The sequence below is a fragment of the Edaphobacter sp. genome (assembly GCF_035532915.1).
In the GTDB taxonomy this organism is placed as follows: domain Bacteria; phylum Acidobacteriota; class Terriglobia; order Terriglobales; family Acidobacteriaceae; genus Edaphobacter.
Genome location: NZ_DATKQC010000064.1, coordinates 1 through 18,391 on the forward strand (window position 1 = coordinate 1; position 18,391 = coordinate 18,391).

The following is an 18,391-nucleotide window of genomic DNA, read 5'->3' on the forward strand; positions in this document are numbered from 1 at the left end:
CTCCCGCCCTGAAGACCTCCCGTCAAGCAGCACAAAATAAACAACTTAAAGCCAAAAAATAAACATTCCAAAACTGCAAAAGAGTTTTGCCCGATCTTCTAAACTAGAGACAGTAGAGGAAAACCCAGAAAGCCCGGCGACAATGCTGGGCCTATCTCTTTTAGAAACAATATTTTGCCCGTAAACCTTAAGGAATGAATATTTTGCAGACATTGGCCCACCTAAGCCCAATGAATAGAATATTTTAGGCTCAAGATACCGGGGGGGTGGATACCTGAGAAATAAGTTCGCCAGGTAGGTACTAACTGGAAGCCTCAGGCGAGTCTGCCGTCACGACCGCACAAGCGCTGCTCTACAATCGTAGCGGCGGCCGCACGCTGTTCCGCCTGAGGTTCTACGCAACCATGTCCATCCCCGCGCTCTTTGCCATCGCCATTGTCGTCCTCTATCTGCTCAATTCCATCAAAATCCTCAAAGAATACGAGCGTGGAGTGATCTTCCGTCTTGGGCGAGTCATGGGAGCAGCCAAAGGTCCCGGCATCATCCTGGTCTTCCGTCCGCTCGACCAGATCGTCCGCGTCAGCCTGCGTCAGGAAGCCATGGAAGTGCCGCCACAGGACGTCATCACCCGCGACAACGTCACGCTTAAAGTGAATGCGGTCATCACCCTGCGCGTCATCGACCCCACCAAAACCGTGATCGAAGTCGCCAACTACGTCTACCAGACCTCGCAGTTCGCGCAGACCACCTTGCGCTCTGTCCTCGGCGAAGTCGAGCTCGACGAGCTGCTCGCTCACCGTGAAGCTTTGAACCAGCGCATCCAGACCATCATCGATGGCCATACAGCACCTTTCGGCGTCAAAGTCGTCTCGGTCGAGGTCAAGCAGGTCGACCTTCCCGAATCGATGCTCCGCGCCATGGCCAAGCAGGCCGAAGCCGAGCGCGAACGCCGCGCCAAGGTCATCCACGCCGAAGGCGAGTTCAATGCCGCCGCCAAGCTGGTCGAAGCCGCCGAGCTGATGGCGACCCAGCCCATGACCCTGCAACTGCGCTACCTGCAAACCCTCACCGAGATCGGCGTCGAGAAGAACACCACCATCGTCTTCCCGCTGCCGCTCGAGATGATGAACCTGTTGAATAAATCCATCATGTCCGTAGCATCCCCGGAGAAGAAGGACTGACCGTGAACACCCTGTACAGCCGTAACCGTGACATGGAAGAAGACGAAGACGACCCCATGGGTCGCGACCGCGAGATGACCCTGGGAACATCCTTCATCGTTGGCATCTTCTTCGCACTGGTGCTGATCTGCGCCATCTTCTTCGCCTTTGGCTACTCGCTCGGAAAACGGTCCGCGCTTCCCGCTTCGGGCGTCGCTGCTCCCGCAACAAGTCAGGACACAGGCTCCAGCTCCGCGAAGCCCTCGTCGGGAATCCCCGCGTCTCAGGCAGCGTCCACTGACTCCTCAACCGACTCGACGACCGATATCAGTTCCTCAGACGAACAGACTCCCCCGGCAGCTACGCAAGCTCCCGTGCCTGTGCCTGCAAAGCTGGACATCAAGCCAACTCCCGTAAGCCGCCCCACAGCGCCATCGCGGCCCGCGCCCGCAGTCGTCTCCGGTGCAGCACAGTCGGTCGTACAGGTAGCCGCCGTCTCGCGCAAGGGAGATGCCGACATGTTGATGGCAGCCCTGAAGCGTCACGGCTACAACGCGGCCATCCATCAATCGCCGCAGGACAAGCTGCTGCACGTGCAGATCGGTCCGTTCGCCACAAAGAAGGACGCTGATGCGATGCGCCAGAAGCTGACCGCCGACGGCTACAACGCCATCGTCAAGTAGTCCTCAGGCTTCATCTCGTCGGGTAGCGCGTCCGCAATGGCCTTACGCACGGCCTTCAGCAACTCTTCGCGCGTCTCATACTGCGTTGGCTCAATCACAGGCAGGAAGTGCACCTTTGCCACTCCCGGCGTAATGGCGATGCTTCCCTTCCGCATCATGCGCTCGGTGCCGGAGAGCGCAATCGGAACGATGGGCGCCTCGGTCTGTTGCGCCAGAAAAAACGGCCCCTTCTTGAAAATGGAGAGTCTTCCATCCTTCGCGCGAGTGCCTTCAGGAAAGACCAGAATATTCAACCCGGAGCGAAGCGCATCCGCCGCAGCCGCCACGCTGGCCTGCGCGGCCTCGCGGCGATGTCCGCGCTCCACCGGCACAAACTTGCCCATCCTCATCGCCGTGCCAAGAATAGGAATGCGCATCAGCTCCCTCTTCAACAGGACCGAACAGCGCCCCGGAAGCAGCGGAAGTATCACCGGCGGATCGAGGTTGGAGACGTGGTTGCACATATAAATGCACTGACGGTCTGAAGGAACGTTCTCCAGACCGCTGACCTCGATGCGGATGCCAGCCGCGCGAACACCGGCGCTGGCAATCCACATCGCCACCCTGTAAAGACGGCTGATGTCCTGCACCAGAAGCGAATAGGGCATGCCGAGGATGCCCGCGAGAGGCCCCAGCGCGGTGTAGACGAAGAGAAGCTTCAGAGTCGCAAACATGCAGTCTATGCTCGTTCTACAGCAGCAATCGAATGGGCAATCGCGTGCGGAAGTTTCTGATAGATGCTGCCAAAGCCGCCGTTCGACAGGATAGCAACGATATCGCCTGTTTTGAGTTGTGGCACCAGAGCAGCCACAATCGCATCGGCGTCCGCATAAACTGCTGCCGGTGTCCCAATCTGGTTAAGGCGAGCCACAACATTCTCAGGGATGAGCCGCTCGTTTAGAGGAATGCTCTCGGATTTGAAGACATTGGCCAGCACAACGATGTCAGCCAGCGCCAGGCTCTCGACCAGATCGGCTTCGAAGACATTGCGGCGCAGCGTATTCGAGCGAGGCTCCAGCACCGCCAGGAGTCGCCGCCCCGGATAAGATTCACGCAGCGCCCGCAGCGTCTCGCGGATCGCAGTCGGATGGTGCGCGAAGTCGTCGATGATGGTGATGCCTTCCACAATCGAGCTGACCTCAAGCCTGCGCTTCACGCTTCTGAAGGTTGCCAGCGCCTCGATGATCGCCTCGACGGGAACGGACTGCCCTGCAGCAAGCGCGGCAGCGGCAGTCGCGTTAAGCGCGTTGTGTTGGCCCGCCATCGGCAGGCTCAGTTCAGCAAACGCAGCGCCGTTGCGCGAGAGCGTCCAGCGACTCAGAGCCTCGTCGTGGCGAAGGTTGGTGATGTGCCAATGCGAGTCCGCAGAGAAGCCATATCGCTCCACCGTGCAAAAGGCCCTGGCGACGCACTCACTGACGTTTTCGCTGCCATCGAAGGCTACGACGCGGCCACGGCGAGGAACGAGGTTGACGAAGCGCTTGAACGCCGTCTTCACCGCAGCGAGGTCGGGATAGATGTCGGCGTGATCGAACTCGACGTGAGTCAGAATTGCCGCATCGGGAAAGTAGTGCAGAAATTTGGGGCCTTTGTCGAAGAAGGCAGTGTCGTATTCGTCGCCTTCGAGCAGGAAAGGCCGTGTCGGCCGCACCATAAAGCTGGTGCCGAAGTTCTCCGCCACACCACCGATCAGAAATGACGGTGCGAGGCTAGGGTTGCTGCGTGAGGCGACCTCGTAGATCCACGCCAACATGCTGGTCGTCGTAGTCTTGCCATGCGTTCCGGCAACCACAAGCGACTCGCGCCCGGGAAGAAATTCGTCATGCAGGATCGCCGCCATGGAGCAGAACGGAATGCGTTGGTCGAGCACGTATTCCAATTCGACATTGCCGCGCGAGATGGCATTGCCGACAACCACCAGATCGGGCCGAGGCTCGAGGTTGCTCTCGGCATACGGTTCACGAACTTCGATCTTCAAACCGGCCAGCAGATCGCTCATCGGCGGATAGGCAGCCGCATCGGAACCGGTGACGCGGTGCCCCTGTTGTTGCAGCATTCCCGCGAGGGAAGCCATCGCGGTGCCGCAGATACCGATGAGATGAATGTGTTTGAGCTTTTGCATGATGTCTGCTTAGAGGCTAGATCGTAACCGCCGCTTCGAGAAAGTGCATCCGCGGATTCCCCGCTTCGGCCAAGTCCAGCTTAACAGGAATGCCTAGCGGCAGCGTGACATTGGGCACTCCGACATGCCCGCTGCGCAGGCCAATTGCGATGGGACCTTCGAAGTCGCGAAGCGAGTGCAGGATGGCGCGTTCCAGATAATCGTTCTCTTCCTCAGGGACGCACTGGCGCATGTCGCCGAAGACGATTCCATGCGCCTCTTTCAATATTCCCGAGTAACGCAGATGGAGAAGCATGCGGTCCCACTGGTAAGGCTTGGTGCCGATGTCCTCAAGGAAGAGAATGCTGTCGGCAATCTGAGGTGCGTAAGGCGTTCCCAAAGACTCGGCAAGGATCGAGAGGCATCCGCCGCGCAACACGCCTTCAGCGATACCGCCGCGAAGCACGCGGAGGCCATCGGCAGCACCCAGCGACCAAGAAGTATCGTCTGCGGTGGCGTGCTGCCAGCTTGCCATGTCAACGCCGTCTTCGCGGGCAAAGTCGGCGGCGACCATAGGCGCGTGGAAGGTGACGAGATTTGCCTCGTTGTGAAGCCAGCTATGCAGCGCCGTGTGATCGCTGTAGCCGATAAATGCCTTGGGGTTGGCGCGGATCAGTGCTGCATCGAGAAAGGGCAACAATTCCGCCGAGCCCCAGCCTCCACGCGTGCAGATGATGCCATCCACCGCCGGATCGGCGAAGGCCGAATGAAAGTCTTCGAGGCGCTGCTCTAACGTGCCCGCATAGTAGAGCGGCCCGCGATCCAGCGCATGCTTGCCGAGGACGGTTCGATATCCCAACTCCTGCAACCTGCCGATGCCGCGCTGCACCAGATCGGATTTGGGGGTGCTTGCAGGCGACAGCACGGCCAGCGTCGCGCCGGAACGCAACGCGGCAGGCTTTACCGTTGCACTGTGTGAGGTGGTCACAGCGCGGCAACCTCGCCACGGCAGATAATTTCGGCGGGGCCGGTCAGGCGCATGACGACGTCATTGGCTGGCCAGACGGTCTGTTGTGCGCCGCCTTCGGCGATAGCGGTCAGCGAGCGGCTTACCTCGCGCAATGCCATGGCCGCCGAAGACGAAGCGCATGTGCCGGTGCCTGAGGATGTCGTTGGGCCGCAGCCGCGCTCGTAGATGCGGAAGGCGATCTCCGTTGGCGAGATGACGCGGACAAACTCCACGTTGGTGCCATGCGGGAAGAGCGGACTTGTGCTGATGCGAGCGCCGAGGTCCTGCCAGCTTTTGCCGTGGGCGCTGAAGTCGTCCGTATCCACAAAGAGGACGAAATGCGGATTGCCAACGTTGACCATCGCACCGGCCACATTGCCTACTTCGGGAAGCGCAATGGTGCGCGGCATGACTCGCGGAACGCCCATCTCGCTCTCGATAAGGAAGTAGGGATCGGCGGCTTCGATCACCTGGCAGGTGCGCACGCCGCCGTGCGTGCCGAGAGCTACGTTCTGGATGCCTTCGCTGCTGGCCAGCCACGCTGCGACACAGCGAGTGCCATTGCCGGAGAGTTCTGCTTCGCTGCCGTCGGCGTTGAAGAGACGGAGAAAGAACTCTCCATTCGGTTTGCGGTCGAGGAATTCGATGCCGTCCGCGCCGACGCTGGTGTTGCGGGCGCAGAGTTTGCGTGCCAGATCGGCGTGACGCCGCTGCGCCAGTGACTCTTCGATAATCAAAAAATCATTGCCGCAGGCGTGTGCCTTTACAAAAGGAATCATGGTTCTCTTATTCTGCCTCAGCGTTCTAAAAACAACGAATAACGATTATGGCGTCTTCGGCGATACTCCAAACTTATCGGACCGATAGATTCGCGCACAGGGCTGGCCTGTCGTGCATAGGATCGACATCTCCGTCAGACCTTGCGGATTGGCGTCTACTGCCTTGGAAACCGGGTCGCCTTTGATGGCGATCACATAAGCTGCGTGGTCCGCCGGGTCTGCCAGGGCTGCCTTCCAGCTATCGTAGTCGCCTTCATTCACGGTCTGCTTCAACGGGATGCCTGCATCCTGAATGGCACCGATATGGTCGGAGTTGTACATCAGGATAGGAGCACCCGGCGGGAAGGACTTCAGCACTCGCGCAACGGACGTCTCAAGGGACATGCGCGTCGTGGCGTTTACCATACCCTCCTTCAGCACCAGAGGAATGAAATACATCATGGTAAGGGTGTTGAGAACGACCAGCAGAAGGGCAATCGGCTGAAGAAACCGGGCCTTGAGCGGCTGCGACTGGCTCCATCGGCGCTCTACCCATTCGATGGCAAAAAACATGGATATCGCGAGCGCGGGCAACAGTTCCATTCCGTAGCGTGCGTTGTAGTAAGAGTGCGGCCATAGCTGCGGAATGAAGATGGGCACGGAACCGTAAGCGATGGCGTAGACGTAAAAGGGCAGCGGCAGCCAGAGCAGAAGCGATGGCATCGCAATGCGGCGGCGAATGGCCAGGATCAACCCTGCGAGGGCGGCGATCATGACCGCGAAGCCGGTCTCCCATACGGAGGCGTCTACCTGTGCAGTGCGGGTGAAGAAGAGCAGCGCCCAGCCGGGATTGTGCCATCCGCGATAGTGATGCGAGCCGGGAGGAGAGGTCTTCTTCTCGATGGCAGACGCGGAGTATGGGCCACGCATGAAGTCCAGCGGGTCGTGATAGAAGTGCTGATTGTAGGCGAGCCAGCTGAGAGGCGCGGCTACCGCAAGAAGCGTAAAGACGATGAAGGAGGGAGCGACTTTGCGCCAGATCTCGCGGTTACGCGCAAGGCACCAGGTCACAATGCACCACGCCGCAGCGCCGAGGATCCAGCCGTCGTAGCGCGTAAAGACGGCCGCAACGATGAGCAGCGCGATGTAGATCAGCCGGCGGTTTACAAGGCTGTGGCGCGACTCCCGGATCGCACTCGCGCACTCCATCGTAAACAGCGTCATCCATATAAGCTCTGCGAGGAACAGAGGCTCGGTCATCGCTGTGGTGGAGAGATAGAGCAGGTTGGGATTTAGTGCGTAAAAAGCCGTGGCAGCAAAGGCCCAGCGCGGCGTCATCATGCGGCGCGCAAGCCGATAAAGGCCGACCACGCTGGCAATAAAACAGAGAAGCGACGGCCACGCGCCTGCGAGACCGTTCTGCCACCACTCCATCTTCTGCACGAAGGGCAATATCAGCAGATGAGGCAATGGCAGCCACACGCCGCCGAGTTGCGACAGACCGGGATTGCGTGAGTCGAAGATGCGGCGGGCGATGCCGAGATGAGCTACGGCATCGCCGTACAACAACAGATAGCCGCGCGAATAGCAGAGTGCGAGCGCAACGAAAGCGAGAATGACCGCGATGAGAGCGATAGGAAAGCTCTCTTCCTTGGTCGCCGGACGCACCTCGTCGGGAGATGCTTCTCCCCCTGCAGAGGGCGCCGCGTTCAAGGTGATCGGCGCTAATCGCTTTGCGGTTTTACGCTCCTTCAAGATGAGAGATCTCCTTGAACAGGTTGAAGCGCTCTTCGATCTCTTCTCGCGTGACCGCTTGCAGGCGGTCGGTTCCGAAGCGCTCGACGGCGAACGATCCCATAACGCCACCGTAGAACATCGCCGTGCGAAAGACTGCGGGCGTCAGCTCGGGCTGCGATGCGAGATAGCCGTAGAAGCCGCCGGCAAAGGAGTCTCCCGCGCCGGTGGGGTCGACGACTTCTGCCAGGGGCAACGCCGGTGCGCGGAAAGGCCGGGAGATCTTCGTCTGCCCTCCGAAGGAGCGGTCGCTGAAGAATGCTGTGGCTCCGTACTCGCCATGTTTGACGACGAGAGTCTTGGGGCCCATCGACAGAACTTTTTCGGCGGCCAGAACCAGGTTACGCTCGCCTGCGAGCATGCGGACTTCGCCATCGTTAATCAGCAGTACGTCGAGATCGCGGAGAACCTTGGCGAGGTTCTCGCCGTGGTCGGCGATCCAGTAGTTCATCGTATCGCCGCAAACCATGCGCACCTGCGGCATCTGGCTGCGAACGCGGGCCTGAAGCGCGGGATCGATGTTCGCGAGGAAGAGATATTTGCTGTCCGCGTAAGCAGCGGGAATTTTGGGCTCGAAGGTCTGGAAGACATTCAGGTCGGTTCCCAGCGTCTTGGCCTCGTCCATATTGCCCGAGTAAGAACCCGTCCAATGGAAGCTGAGGCCCTTGGCCCGCTCGATACCCTGCGTGTCGACGCCGCGTTTCGTCAGCACGCCTTCGTGTACTTCGGTGAAGTCTTCTCCAACGACAGCGATCACTCGCACTGGAGTGAAGTAACTTGCGGCCAGCGAAAAATGTGTCGCCGCTCCGCCCAGGCAATGGTCCACGGCGCCGTGCGGGGTTTCGATGCTGTCAAAAGCTACAGATCCTACAACAAGAATGGACATAGATTCCTTTTCAACTCAGTGAGTGAATTCGACTTTAAAAATTGCGCGTGGCTTACAAATACTTATCCAACAAAAGAGCCAGCCGTTGCTTCGTCGCCGCAGGGATCGCCTTCGGATCGGTAAGAACTGCGTACTTGAGCGCATCGACACAGGCGCATGTTCTCTGAGCGGGCATCGCTGCGACGGCAGCACGAACTACCTTCGCCGCGTTGTCCGCGTTCTGGTGAAGCACGGCTACAATCTGGTCGACGGTGACATCGTCATGGCCTTCGCGCCAGCAATCGTAATCCGTCACCATCGCCATGGTTGCGTAGCAGATCTCCGCTTCGCGGGCGAGCTTTGCCTCCTGCAGGTTCGTCATACCAATGACGTCCGCGCCCCAGCTTCGGTAGAGGTTCGACTCAGCGCGGGTTGAGAACTGCGGGCCTTCCATGCAGACGTAGGTTCCGCCATTTTTTCCGACGACACCAACCTTGGCACAGGCCTTCTCAAAGATGGAAGCGACCGTCGCACAGACTGGATCGCCAAAGCCGACGTGAGCCACGATGCCGTCGCCGAAGAAGGTTGCAATGCGAGCGAAGGTGCGGTCGATGAACTGGTCCGGCATCAGAAAGTCTGTCGGCTTATGCTCTTCTTTCAACGAGCCTACGGCGGAGACCGAAAGAATGCGCTCGACGCCCAGTTGCTTCATGCCGAAGATGTTGGCACGAAAGTTCAGCTCGCTGGGGAGCAGACGGTGTCCGCGTCCATGCCTCGCCAGAAAGGCAACCTGGCGGCCCTCAAGCTCGCCCAGTACAAAAGCGTCCGAAGGCTCGCCGAACGGGGTTTCGACGCGCTCTTCGCGAACATTCGTAAGTCCGGGCATGGCATATAAGCCGCTGCCGCCAATAATTCCAATCTCTGCCTTCTTCAAGATGCCTTGCTCCTTTACCGAGCCGTGCTCGGACGACCTTCAAAAGTATATCGTTGCAGGGCTGCCGCTCGAATGATCCCAAACGAGGACAGCGTATGGGACAGCCCAAGTGACAGTTCGTGCGGCTGCACCGTTGCCGTCTGCACAGGGCCTACCGGCTGGATGCCTACAATCTCGTCTCGCAGCTTGCGCGCCAGGGGAAGCTCGAAACCTTCGCTGACGAATACGCCCTTCCCCGAGATGGAGAGGAGAACATCTCCCTCATTCGTCGAATAGACCTGCTCGTTCCCATCGGCCTCATCCTGGGTGCGCCGAACGACGCCCGAATATTTACGAGGTATCTCCGAGGCATAGACACGCAAAAACGAACGCGCCGAGTCTTCATTCTTCCAGCGTGAGTAGTAGAGCAATGCAATCGAAGCGGTAGATGCTTTCTCCGCTTCCGTCACCGCGGATTTGCGCTGCGCGGCATAATAGACGCCGCCTGCCCACTCCGGCGCCAGAGCGGTCGCCATCTTTTGACCGCCGAACAGCTCCGTCAACATGCGAACGTCCAGCTCGCCCATGACGCCTACGTCATAGGGCATGTACTCCGCATCGATCAAAGGGTGAATGTCCGGCAGCCGCAGCACGGGCACAGGCACATGTGACATATAGGCCTGGGGATTCATGATCTCGAAGCTCGACGAGGGCGGGTTCGCCAGAACATCGGCAAAGGCGGCCTCCGCTCCCTTTTTCACGAGAATCGCCTGCTCAAAGCTGAGACCGTCGGTGTAGGGAAACAGCAGCGACTGCTGCAAGAGCAGCGGAGCCCTGGCCATGACCGGCGAACCGCTGGAATCGGCAGCCATGTCCTGCAAACGGTCGCCCAGTTCGGGAGCATCGGCAAGCGTCTTTCCTGTGGGCCGCAGCGTGTAGTCCACAAACACAGCCATCGCCTGTCCTTCGGCGACCGCATCGCGCGCCGTGTCCGCTTCATCCATTTGGATGTGTTGGTTATCCTGTTCGGCGTTGCTCGCCGTGTTTTGAGGAGTTACGTCGGACCATTTCGTCAGACCCACCTTCTGGTCCTGCAGCGCGTGCGTCAACTCATGCGCCAATACAGGCTTTTGCTGATCAGGCGGTATCCAGTCCAACAGGCTGATCGTCTTGGTCTTGTTGTCGTAGAAGCCGGCGATCTGCTCGGTCAGCAGGGAGAGCAGAAATGGACGCAAATGAAAGTCGCGGCCGAGCAGGCCAAATTTCTTTAGGACGATCTCGGAGCGTTCCATCCGCTTCGTGCCTTCGTCTTCGTCAAACTTCTTCTTCAGGTAGTGATTGACCTGTTCGCGCGAGATCAGCTTGCGCTTCACGCTATGTTCAATCGGCAGCTTCGAGTCGCTGCTGACGAAGCTCAGGATTTCGTCGACCGAGCGGAAGAGCTCTTTCGCCTGCGCCTTCGTCATCGGCGCTTGTGTCGCCGGGGGAGTCGTAGGCTGTTGCCCTGCCGGGGCCGTCTGCGCTGCGAATGCCGCGCAGGGAACCATGCCGATTGCAATCGCCGCGAGCCAACCCACCAGAATCAAGCCTTTGCCGCCAAGTCCTCGCTGCAACCTCAACCTCCGCCTACATCGCTATAATCAAGTGTACGCAGAGTTTTCCTTATCGTGATCTCCCCCCTAGCCAATCCCGAGAGCAGCCCTTCACAGACGCCGGACTCCGCCACGCAGCTCGCGGCTCTGCTTGAAGGTGCCGGACTGTCTCCTATCGATCATGTCGGCTGGATTCGAGTGACCGGCGAGGACCGCGTTCGCTGGCTCAACGGCATGGTGACGAACTCGGTTCAAGATTTGCAGGCGGGCAAGGGCTGCTACAACTTCCTGCTCAGCGTTCAGGGTCGCATTCAAGGTGATGGCTATATCTTCGCCGAGATCGATGCCCTGCTCCTCGAAACAGCCTCCGAACAGGTTCCGGGCCTCATGGCTTTGCTGGACCGCTTCATCATCATGGATGACGTGGAGCTATCCGATAGCAGCGCAAGGCAATCCGGGCTTTCTATCTCGGGCCCCGTGGCCGCGGCGCTGCTGAAGACGATCGAGTTTCCCGCCGTGCCTTCGGGCGAACTCGAGCGGCAGATAGTGACATGGAACTCAGCCGACGTCACCATCATTCACGCCTATAGCCCGCTGGTTCCCAGGTTCGAACTCTGGGCGTCGCCAGAGACCGCTGAAGCTTTGTCTCGGGCACTCCTGAGCGCAGGAGCCGTGACCTGCGATTCGCAGAGCCAGGAATGGCTGCGCCTGCTGGAAGGTACACCACGTTACGGCACCGACATACGCGACCGGGAGCTACCCCAGGAGACCGGGCAAACCCGCGCCCTGCACTTCGCAAAGGGCTGCTATCTTGGCCAGGAGATTGTGGAACGCATTCGCTCACGAGGCAATGTGCATCGCGCCTTCACAGCCTTTCGGCTTGAGGGCGCTCTTCCCGCTCCGGGTGCTCTGCTGGAAGCAGACGACAAGCAAGTCGGCGAATTGACCAGCATCGCAGGAATTCCGTTGCCCACAGGCAGCGTACAACTAGGCCTCGGATATGTTTGCCGCGAGGCGCTGGAGCGCGGCGTTCCGCTTCAATATCCAGGTGGCACTGCGGTACCTATCCCTCATCCCTTCAACACTGTTGAAGCCACCAAGCCATCATCTGCATCTGAATCTTCTGAGAGAGTGTAGCCAATGTCCGAGCAGAACAAGCCTTTTGTCATCACAGACCGCCGCAAGTTCACCGCAGAGGGCGAACCGCGCCCCGATGCCGCACCGGCAACCGAGAAAGAGCGCCATGATCCTCCTGCCGTAGAGGCACCGGTCGCTGTTGAGCCGGTAGCTTCTGCGCCTCCTCCTCAGGAGGCTGAACCCAGGGAAGAGATTCCAGCTCTTACGGCGGAGCAGGCCGACCAGGCCCGCACCGCCTATCAGGCAACGGCTGACCGTCTCGATACCGCCATTCGCGCCACCAATCCCGGCATGGAGCACCCGCCGGCGATGAGCTTCGAGCAGATCGTCCACTCGGTTTACATGACGGCGATCATGCAGCTTGGCGGCGCCACCCCTGAAGGCCAGCAGCCCCAGGTCGACCTGATGGGCGCACGCCAGAGCGTGGATATGCTTGGCGTTCTGGCCGAAAAGACCAAGGGCAACCTCACTCCCGAAGAGACGCGCCTGCTGGAGAATGCGCTCTTCGAGCTGCACATGGGCTTCCTCGAGATCACCCAGGCTCTGGCGCGTTCGGCGGCGGCAAAAGCACAAGGCTCCGGTCCTGCTCCGGGCCGGCCAAGCATCGTTCGCTAAACGATGGAGGCGACCCTCACCTTTCTCGGCAGCGGCACATCGATGGGTGTGCCAACGCTGGGTTGCGACTGCGACGTGTGCACCTCAGCCATGTCCGCGGCGGGCGATCCGCGCAACCGACGCACAAGACCGTCCATTCGGCTGGCCTACGGCGGCCACACGGTCGTCATCGATACCGGCCCCGACTTTCATGCCCAGGCCCTGCGCGAAGGAATTCGCCGCCTCGACGCCGTCCTCTATACGCATGGCCATGCCGATCACGTGATGGGCTTCGACGATCTGCGCCCGCTGAGCTTTCACGCCAAAGAGAACTTGCCCATCTACGCGGATGAGACAACCGCGAGTGACATTGAACGAATCTTCGATTACACCTTCCGCAAGGAGGACCGTTACCCCACCAGCGCCCGTGTGGAGATGCACCGCATCGACTCTACCCCGGGCGCGGGCTTCGACCTCTTCGGCGCCTGCTTCCAGCGCATCCCGGTTACGCATGGAAAACAGCAGATCACGGGCTATCGGTTCGGCAGTGCAGCGTATCTCACCGACATGAGCGACATTCCTGCCGAGAGCGTCGCTCTGCTTCAGGACCTCGATGTTCTTATCCTTGACGCTCTCCGGCGCGACTCCCACCCCAGCCACTCTCACCTCGAGAAATCTGTCGCCTTCGTGGAACAGCTCAAACCCCGCCGCGCCTTTTTTACTCACATGAGCCACGATCTCGATCATGCTGCAACGGAAGCGATCGTTCCACCTCATATCCGTCTTGCTTATGACGGCCTACAAATTACCTTCGAGATTGCCTGATGAAGATCTATCGACACCTCTCGGAAATTCCCGCGAACTTCGGCCCCTCGGTTGCCACCATCGGCAACTTCGATGGCGTACATCGCGGGCATCGTGGCGTGATCTCTGAAGTAGTTGAGCGCGCTCGATCTCTTGGCATAAGTTCTGTCGCCATAACGTTCGATCCGCATCCGGGACGGATTCTTCGGCCGCAGGCACATCAGCCGCTGATTACGCCGCTGGCACAAAAGATCGAGCTGCTGGCAACCACCGGTATCGATGCGTTGCTGGTATTGCCTTTTACTGGCGACTTCTCGCGGATGACTGCGCGCTCGTTTGCCACTGAGGTCCTGCAGCAGGCATTGCATGTCACCGAACTTCACGAAGGCGAGAACTTTCGCCTTGGCTATCAGGCAGAAGCGGACGTCGACAGCCTTAAGCTGCTCGGCGAAGAACTGGGCTTCAGCGTGCGCGTCTACACGTCGCGGATCATCCGCGGACAAGCAGCCTCTTCGAGTCGTATTCGACAACTGATCTCACAGGGCAATGTCAGCCAGGCGCGCGCTCTGTTGGGACGCCCCTTCTCGATCACAACGACACCGGCCTCGGGACGCGGCTACGGCACCCGCTACACGGTTCCCACCATCAATATGGCGGCCTATCCGGAGTTGCTTCCCGCAAATGGCGTTTACATCACATCGCTCACTGTCGGGACGGGGTCATCCCAGGAGACCTTCGACGCTGTGACCAACGTCGGCAACCGCCCCACCTTCGGAGCGGACTCGTTCGCCGTCGAATCACATCTGTTGAACTTTCATCCGATCGATTTGAACGATCGGACTCCGTTGACGTTGACCTTTCTGCAGCGGATTCGCGCCGAGATGCGCTTTGCCAGCCCGGAGGCCCTGCGCGACCAGATCGGCAAAGACGTTCTCAAAGCCCGGCGCTATTTCACCTTGTTCCATTCGGTGGCTTCGAAACCCAGAAGCTCGGGGACTCACCCGACTGTTTTGGCGCACTAGTCTTTTTCGCTCCGGTTGTGGGAGGCGGCGGCTTCGAGACCCAAAAACTCTGAGGCTCAACAGATTTTTTCGGCGCAGCAGGCTTCTTCAAGCCGTCTTTGTCCATAGGTGTTGCTTGCCCTGCCGCGGTCTTCGGTGCAACTGGCTTCGGAGGAAGCACAGCATCTCCCGGCTGTCCGGACTGCACACTGAGCGGCCTCTTAGGCGCACCTCCGGTTGCGAAGGCTTCATTCGGCTTATCCGCAATCGCCGCCCGCATGAACTCCATCCATATTGGCAGAGCGGCGCGCGCACCGGTCTCCTTTTCGCCCAGCGACTGCCGATTATCAAAGCCAACCCAGGTACCGCAGGTCACCGACGGAGAGAAGCCGATAAACCAGGCGTCCGTATAGTTATTTGTCGTGCCTGTCTTTCCGCCCAGCGGATAATTCAGTTGGGTCGCTGCGGTTCCCGTCCCCCCGCGAACAACGGTTTGCAGTAGTTGCATCATCTCGCGCGCCGTATCAACGGAGATGACCTCGTTTACCTGTGGAGGCTTCTCGTCCAGCGGCAGACCATTTGCCTGCGTAACCCTGCGAATATAGTGCGGCTCGACGCGGATGCCATCGTTCGGAAAAACGCTGTACGATCCCACCTGCTCGTATAAGGTGATGTCCGCCGCGCCAATCGCGACCGGTAGAAATGCCGGGATATCGCTTGTGACGCCGAAGCGGTGCGCGGTCTCGATGACCTTTCGGATTCCATATTTGTAGGCCAGCTTCAATGCGGGAATATTTCTCGACTCCGCAAAGGCATTGGTCAACGTCATGGCTCCCACATAGTTCTTCTCGTAGTTGTGTGGGGTATAGGGTCCGCTCGGAGTCGGAAAAGTTGTCGGGCCGTCCACAATGATGTCCGTCGGCTTGGCGCCTGCTTCGAAGGCCGTCGTATAGACATACGGCTTGAAGGACGATCCAGCCTGACGCTCCGCCTGGGTCGCCCGATTGAACTGCGAGAGTGCAAAGTCGCGTCCACCGACCATGGCCACTACCTCGCCGGTCGCGTTGTCCATCGCCATCAGCGAAGCCTGCGCGCCTGAGTCCTGCTGCAGCGAAGCGCGCAGTGTGCCGTCGGGCCGATTTCCCTCGATGCGGAGATAGACGATATCTCCGGTACGCAGAAAGCTGTCTCCGTCGATATTCTGCGTCCAAGCCCAATCTTCCGGCGTCAACACAGCCTGCTGGTCGCCCATCTTCACGACAACTCGCTTCGCAGCGACTTCGGTTACAACTCCGTGGACATAACTTCCCTTGGAAACCTTCTGTGTCCAGTCGGGATGCCGATAGCTCTCCAGATCCATCCCGGAGAGCACCACGTTGCGCAGCTTCCCCTTCCATCCCTCTCGGCGTTCATAGGAAGCCGTGCCATCCAGCACAGCCTGGTTGGCGACCTCTTGCAGCCCAAGATCGAGCGTCGTATACACGCGCAATCCAGCGCCGTGTACCTCTTCCACGCCATACTCTTTTTCCAGCTGCCGCCGCACCTCTTCCACAAAGTAGGGCGCGATGCTGTTGGGGGGAGCCTCAAGATGCAGGCCCAGCGGCGTGCTCTTGGCTGCATCGGCCTGCGCTTTGGTAATCTTGCCGTCCTGCAGCAGCTCGCTCAGCACCAGGTTGCGACGCTTCAGCGCGCGCTCGGGATAGCGTACAGGCGAGTAATACTCCGGCCCCTTGGGCAGCGCAGCCAGCAGGGCGGCCTCGGGCAAGGTCAGATCGCGCACATGCTTGCTGAAGTAATACTCCGACCCCGCCTCGAAACCATAGGTTCCCCTGCCCAGATAAATCTGGTTCGCATAGAGCTCGAAGATCTGCTGCTTGGTGAACCGTCGCTCGATCTGCATGGAAAGAAATATCTCCTGCAGCTTGCGGCCGTAGGTCTTCTCGGACGAGAGAAACAGGTTGCGGGCCAGTTGCATGGTGATAGTGGACGCGCCCTGCGCCCGCTGGTCCTCATGCAGATCGCGATACGCTGCCTCCACCGCTCGCACCAGGTTTACACCCCAGTTGCTCTCAAAACTCTTGTCTTCAATCGAGATGATCGCCTCGCGCAGGATCGGCGGAAAATCAGCATAAGGCACAACCACGCGGCGTTCCAGCGCAAAAGACCCGAAGACCCTTCCGTGAACATCCAGTAGCTCCGTGGTGGTGCTGGGACGATATCGTGCAAGATCGGTCATCTGCGGCAGGTTGATGGAGTAGATCAACATCAGGCCGCACATGGCGCCGAAGACGGCGGACAGACCAAGCAGCGCAAAGAACGTCATCCGCCTGGCGATCCGGCGACTGGGATAGTCGGGCCCATTCAGCGTTACACGACGGATAACCCGCTGCCATGTCGGTTCAGTTTCGACCTCGGGGGGTCGAGGTCCACGGCTGAATAAACTCTGCACGACCTTTTCACGATAGCACGGCCAGCCACGAAATCGTGGCTGGCCGTCATGTCGAAACCAAAGCCGTCAACTCCCTTTCGGGAATTCAGGCTGCCTTGTTCTTCAACAGGTCAAGCGCCTTCGTCAGCTGATCATCTACCGTCACAGCAGGCTTCTGCGTCGGTTTGGTTTCGGAGGTTTCGTCCTCATCTTCATCCGGAATATTCGAGGCCACCAGCACCTCCGGCATCACGGCGTCATCCTGCAGCCGCTTGCCTGAAGGCGATTCGTACTTTGCAACGGTAAGAATCACCGCTCCGCCGTCGGGAAGCTCGAACGTTTTCTGCTGCGCTCCCTCGCCAAAGGTCCTCTCTCCAACCAGTTCGGCGCGCTTGTTGTCGTTCAGGGCAGCAGCCACAAGCTCCGCAGGTCCGGAGGTTCCACGATTCACCAGAACCACCACCGGGGCCGTTGCATTAATGGTCTTCGATGGATCAACGGAGAACGTCTGCTTCGCTACCTTCTGCCCTTCAAGCGAGGCAATCGTTCCGCTCGGCAGCAGGAAGTTGGCCAGCCGCATCGCGTCCGGCATGTCGCCGCCAGCAACATCGCGCAGGTCGAGCAATATCTTTTTGTTCCCGGCCTTCTGCATGCCTTTCAGCTTCTGCTCTATCTGCTGCACATGCTCGTGGTCCAGAGTGTCCGGCTTCAGGTAAAGGATCGACGAGTTCTCATACATCGTCTCGGTAACGGCGGGATAGTCCACCACTACCCGCGTCATGGTCAGCTTGTCCGGAGTGGCCTTGCGAGGCCGCACCACCGAGATCGTCAGCTCACTTCCGGGTTGGCCCTCGAGCTGTCTGCGAATCATGGCCAGCGACAGGTTACGAGTATCCTGCGCTCCGATTGCCTCGATGATATCGCCATCGTTCAGGTTGGCCTTGTCCGCCGGGCTACCCGGCACCACCGACACGACCGTGGCATAACCAAACCGCTTGGACACGTTGATGCCGACCTGCGCTTTGCCGTCCTTATCAGTCTTGTAAATCTTGTACTCTGCCGGTGTCAGATAGCTTGAGTCCGCATCGAGCGACTCGAGCAGGCCTCGCAGCGCTCCATCGGTCACAGTATTGATATTAGGATCGACGACGTAGTCGGTCTGGATATGCCGCAATACCTCGCTGTAAACATTGATCTGGTTGTATGCGCCGTCCTGGTCCGATGCCGCGCTGACCCCGCTCGAGTTCACGCCCAGAAAAACAGTCAACACCAGTACAACCGAGACAACGAGCAGCAGGATCTTTGAAATCTTAGGCATAAGGCGAAGCAATCTCCACGGGCATCTGCGAATCAGGGATTAGACGTTCCCCACTGTCGAAATGATACTCTCGTACGAAGATTGCGCGATACGGGTTGGCAATACGACATTGGTGGCGGTGGGCAGAATCGAACTGCCGACCTACGGGTTATGAGTCCGTCGCTCTAACCATCTGAGCTACACCGCCTTAGTGTG

16 protein-coding genes and 1 tRNA gene are annotated in these 18,391 nt (G+C 59.3%); 6 read left to right on the forward strand and 11 right to left on the reverse strand.

The window, feature by feature from the left end; translation table 11 throughout:
• Nucleotides 1-404 precede the first annotated feature (404 nt).
• Nucleotides 405-1,181, forward strand: a complete 777-nt coding sequence (locus VMU57_RS03310; RefSeq protein WP_325380759.1) for a slipin family protein — start codon at nt 405-407, stop codon at nt 1,179-1,181.
• Between the two features lie 2 nt (nt 1,182-1,183).
• Nucleotides 1,184-1,843: an SPOR domain-containing protein gene (locus tag VMU57_RS03315; protein WP_325380761.1), complete on the forward strand. Its 660-nt coding sequence runs from the start codon at nt 1,184-1,186 to the stop codon at nt 1,841-1,843.
• On the opposite strand, the gene VMU57_RS03320 is transcribed toward VMU57_RS03315, so the two are convergent.
• The 8 genes from VMU57_RS03320 to VMU57_RS03355 are packed head-to-tail and all read right to left on the reverse strand — an operon-like array spanning nt 1,822 to nt 10,935.
• Complete coding sequence (locus VMU57_RS03320) at nt 1,822-2,556, reverse strand: lysophospholipid acyltransferase family protein (protein WP_325380763.1); 735 nt, start codon at nt 2,554-2,556, stop codon at nt 1,822-1,824. The two genes, VMU57_RS03315 and VMU57_RS03320, sit on opposite strands and share 22 nt — an antisense overlap.
• Nucleotides 2,557-2,561: 5 nt before the next feature.
• The gene (gene mpl / locus VMU57_RS03325; RefSeq protein ID WP_325380765.1) at nt 2,562-4,004 is read right to left on the reverse strand and encodes a UDP-N-acetylmuramate:L-alanyl-gamma-D-glutamyl-meso-diaminopimelate ligase; all 1,443 of its coding nucleotides are present in this window, start codon (nt 4,002-4,004) and stop codon (nt 2,562-2,564) included.
• 16 nt (nt 4,005-4,020) lie between these two features.
• On the reverse strand, nt 4,021-4,971 hold the full coding sequence (locus VMU57_RS03330) for an LD-carboxypeptidase (protein ID WP_325380767.1): 951 nt from the start codon (nt 4,969-4,971) through the stop codon (nt 4,021-4,023).
• Nucleotides 4,968-5,771 (reverse strand): diaminopimelate epimerase, encoded by an 804-nt coding sequence (gene dapF, locus VMU57_RS03335; protein ID WP_325380769.1) that lies wholly within the window; start codon nt 5,769-5,771, stop codon nt 4,968-4,970. The genes VMU57_RS03330 and dapF overlap by 4 nt, the downstream gene beginning before the upstream one ends.
• Nucleotides 5,772-5,816: 45 nt before the next feature.
• The gene (locus VMU57_RS03340; RefSeq protein WP_325380771.1) at nt 5,817-7,505 is read right to left on the reverse strand and encodes an ArnT family glycosyltransferase; all 1,689 of its coding nucleotides are present in this window, start codon (nt 7,503-7,505) and stop codon (nt 5,817-5,819) included.
• Nucleotides 7,492-8,430, reverse strand: coding sequence for a PfkB family carbohydrate kinase (locus VMU57_RS03345; protein ID WP_325380773.1), 939 nt, complete (start codon nt 8,428-8,430; stop codon nt 7,492-7,494). Before VMU57_RS03345 ends, VMU57_RS03340 begins: the two co-directional genes overlap by 14 nt.
• Before the next feature lie 52 nt (nt 8,431-8,482).
• On the reverse strand, nt 8,483-9,343 hold the full coding sequence (locus tag VMU57_RS03350) for an S-methyl-5'-thioadenosine phosphorylase (RefSeq protein WP_325380775.1): 861 nt from the start codon (nt 9,341-9,343) through the stop codon (nt 8,483-8,485).
• A 14-nt stretch (nt 9,344-9,357) separates the two neighbouring features.
• On the reverse strand, nt 9,358-10,935 hold the full coding sequence (locus tag VMU57_RS03355) for a hypothetical protein (RefSeq protein WP_325380777.1): 1,578 nt from the start codon (nt 10,933-10,935) through the stop codon (nt 9,358-9,360).
• 54 nt (nt 10,936-10,989) lie between these two features.
• Between VMU57_RS03355 and VMU57_RS03360 the strand changes: the two genes are divergently transcribed.
• The 4 genes from VMU57_RS03360 to ribF are packed head-to-tail and all read left to right on the forward strand — an operon-like array spanning nt 10,990 to nt 14,471.
• Nucleotides 10,990-12,051 (forward strand): folate-binding protein, encoded by a 1,062-nt coding sequence (locus VMU57_RS03360; RefSeq protein WP_325380779.1) that lies wholly within the window; start codon nt 10,990-10,992, stop codon nt 12,049-12,051.
• A 3-nt stretch (nt 12,052-12,054) separates the two neighbouring features.
• Entirely contained in the window at nt 12,055-12,666 is a 612-nt protein-coding gene (locus VMU57_RS03365) for a DUF1844 domain-containing protein (RefSeq protein ID WP_325380781.1), read from the forward strand.
• A 3-nt stretch (nt 12,667-12,669) separates the two neighbouring features.
• Nucleotides 12,670-13,470, forward strand: a complete 801-nt coding sequence (locus tag VMU57_RS03370; RefSeq protein WP_325380783.1) for an MBL fold metallo-hydrolase — start codon at nt 12,670-12,672, stop codon at nt 13,468-13,470.
• A complete protein-coding gene (ribF, locus tag VMU57_RS03375) occupies nt 13,470-14,471 on the forward strand; it encodes a riboflavin biosynthesis protein RibF (RefSeq protein ID WP_325380785.1) in 1,002 nt (333 codons plus the stop codon). The genes VMU57_RS03370 and ribF overlap by 1 nt, the downstream gene beginning before the upstream one ends.
• On the opposite strand, the gene VMU57_RS03380 is transcribed toward ribF, so the two are convergent.
• The 3 genes from VMU57_RS03380 to VMU57_RS03390 form a co-directional block, all read right to left on the reverse strand.
• Nucleotides 14,401-16,773 (reverse strand): PBP1A family penicillin-binding protein, encoded by a 2,373-nt coding sequence (locus VMU57_RS03380; RefSeq protein ID WP_325380787.1) that lies wholly within the window; start codon nt 16,771-16,773, stop codon nt 14,401-14,403. The two genes, ribF and VMU57_RS03380, sit on opposite strands and share 71 nt — an antisense overlap.
• Before the next feature lie 211 nt (nt 16,774-16,984).
• On the reverse strand, nt 16,985-18,196 hold the full coding sequence (locus VMU57_RS03385) for a S41 family peptidase (RefSeq protein WP_325380789.1): 1,212 nt from the start codon (nt 18,194-18,196) through the stop codon (nt 16,985-16,987).
• A 110-nt stretch (nt 18,197-18,306) separates the two neighbouring features.
• A tRNA-Met gene (locus VMU57_RS03390) sits at nt 18,307-18,383 on the reverse strand.
• Nucleotides 18,384-18,391 lie beyond the last annotated feature (8 nt).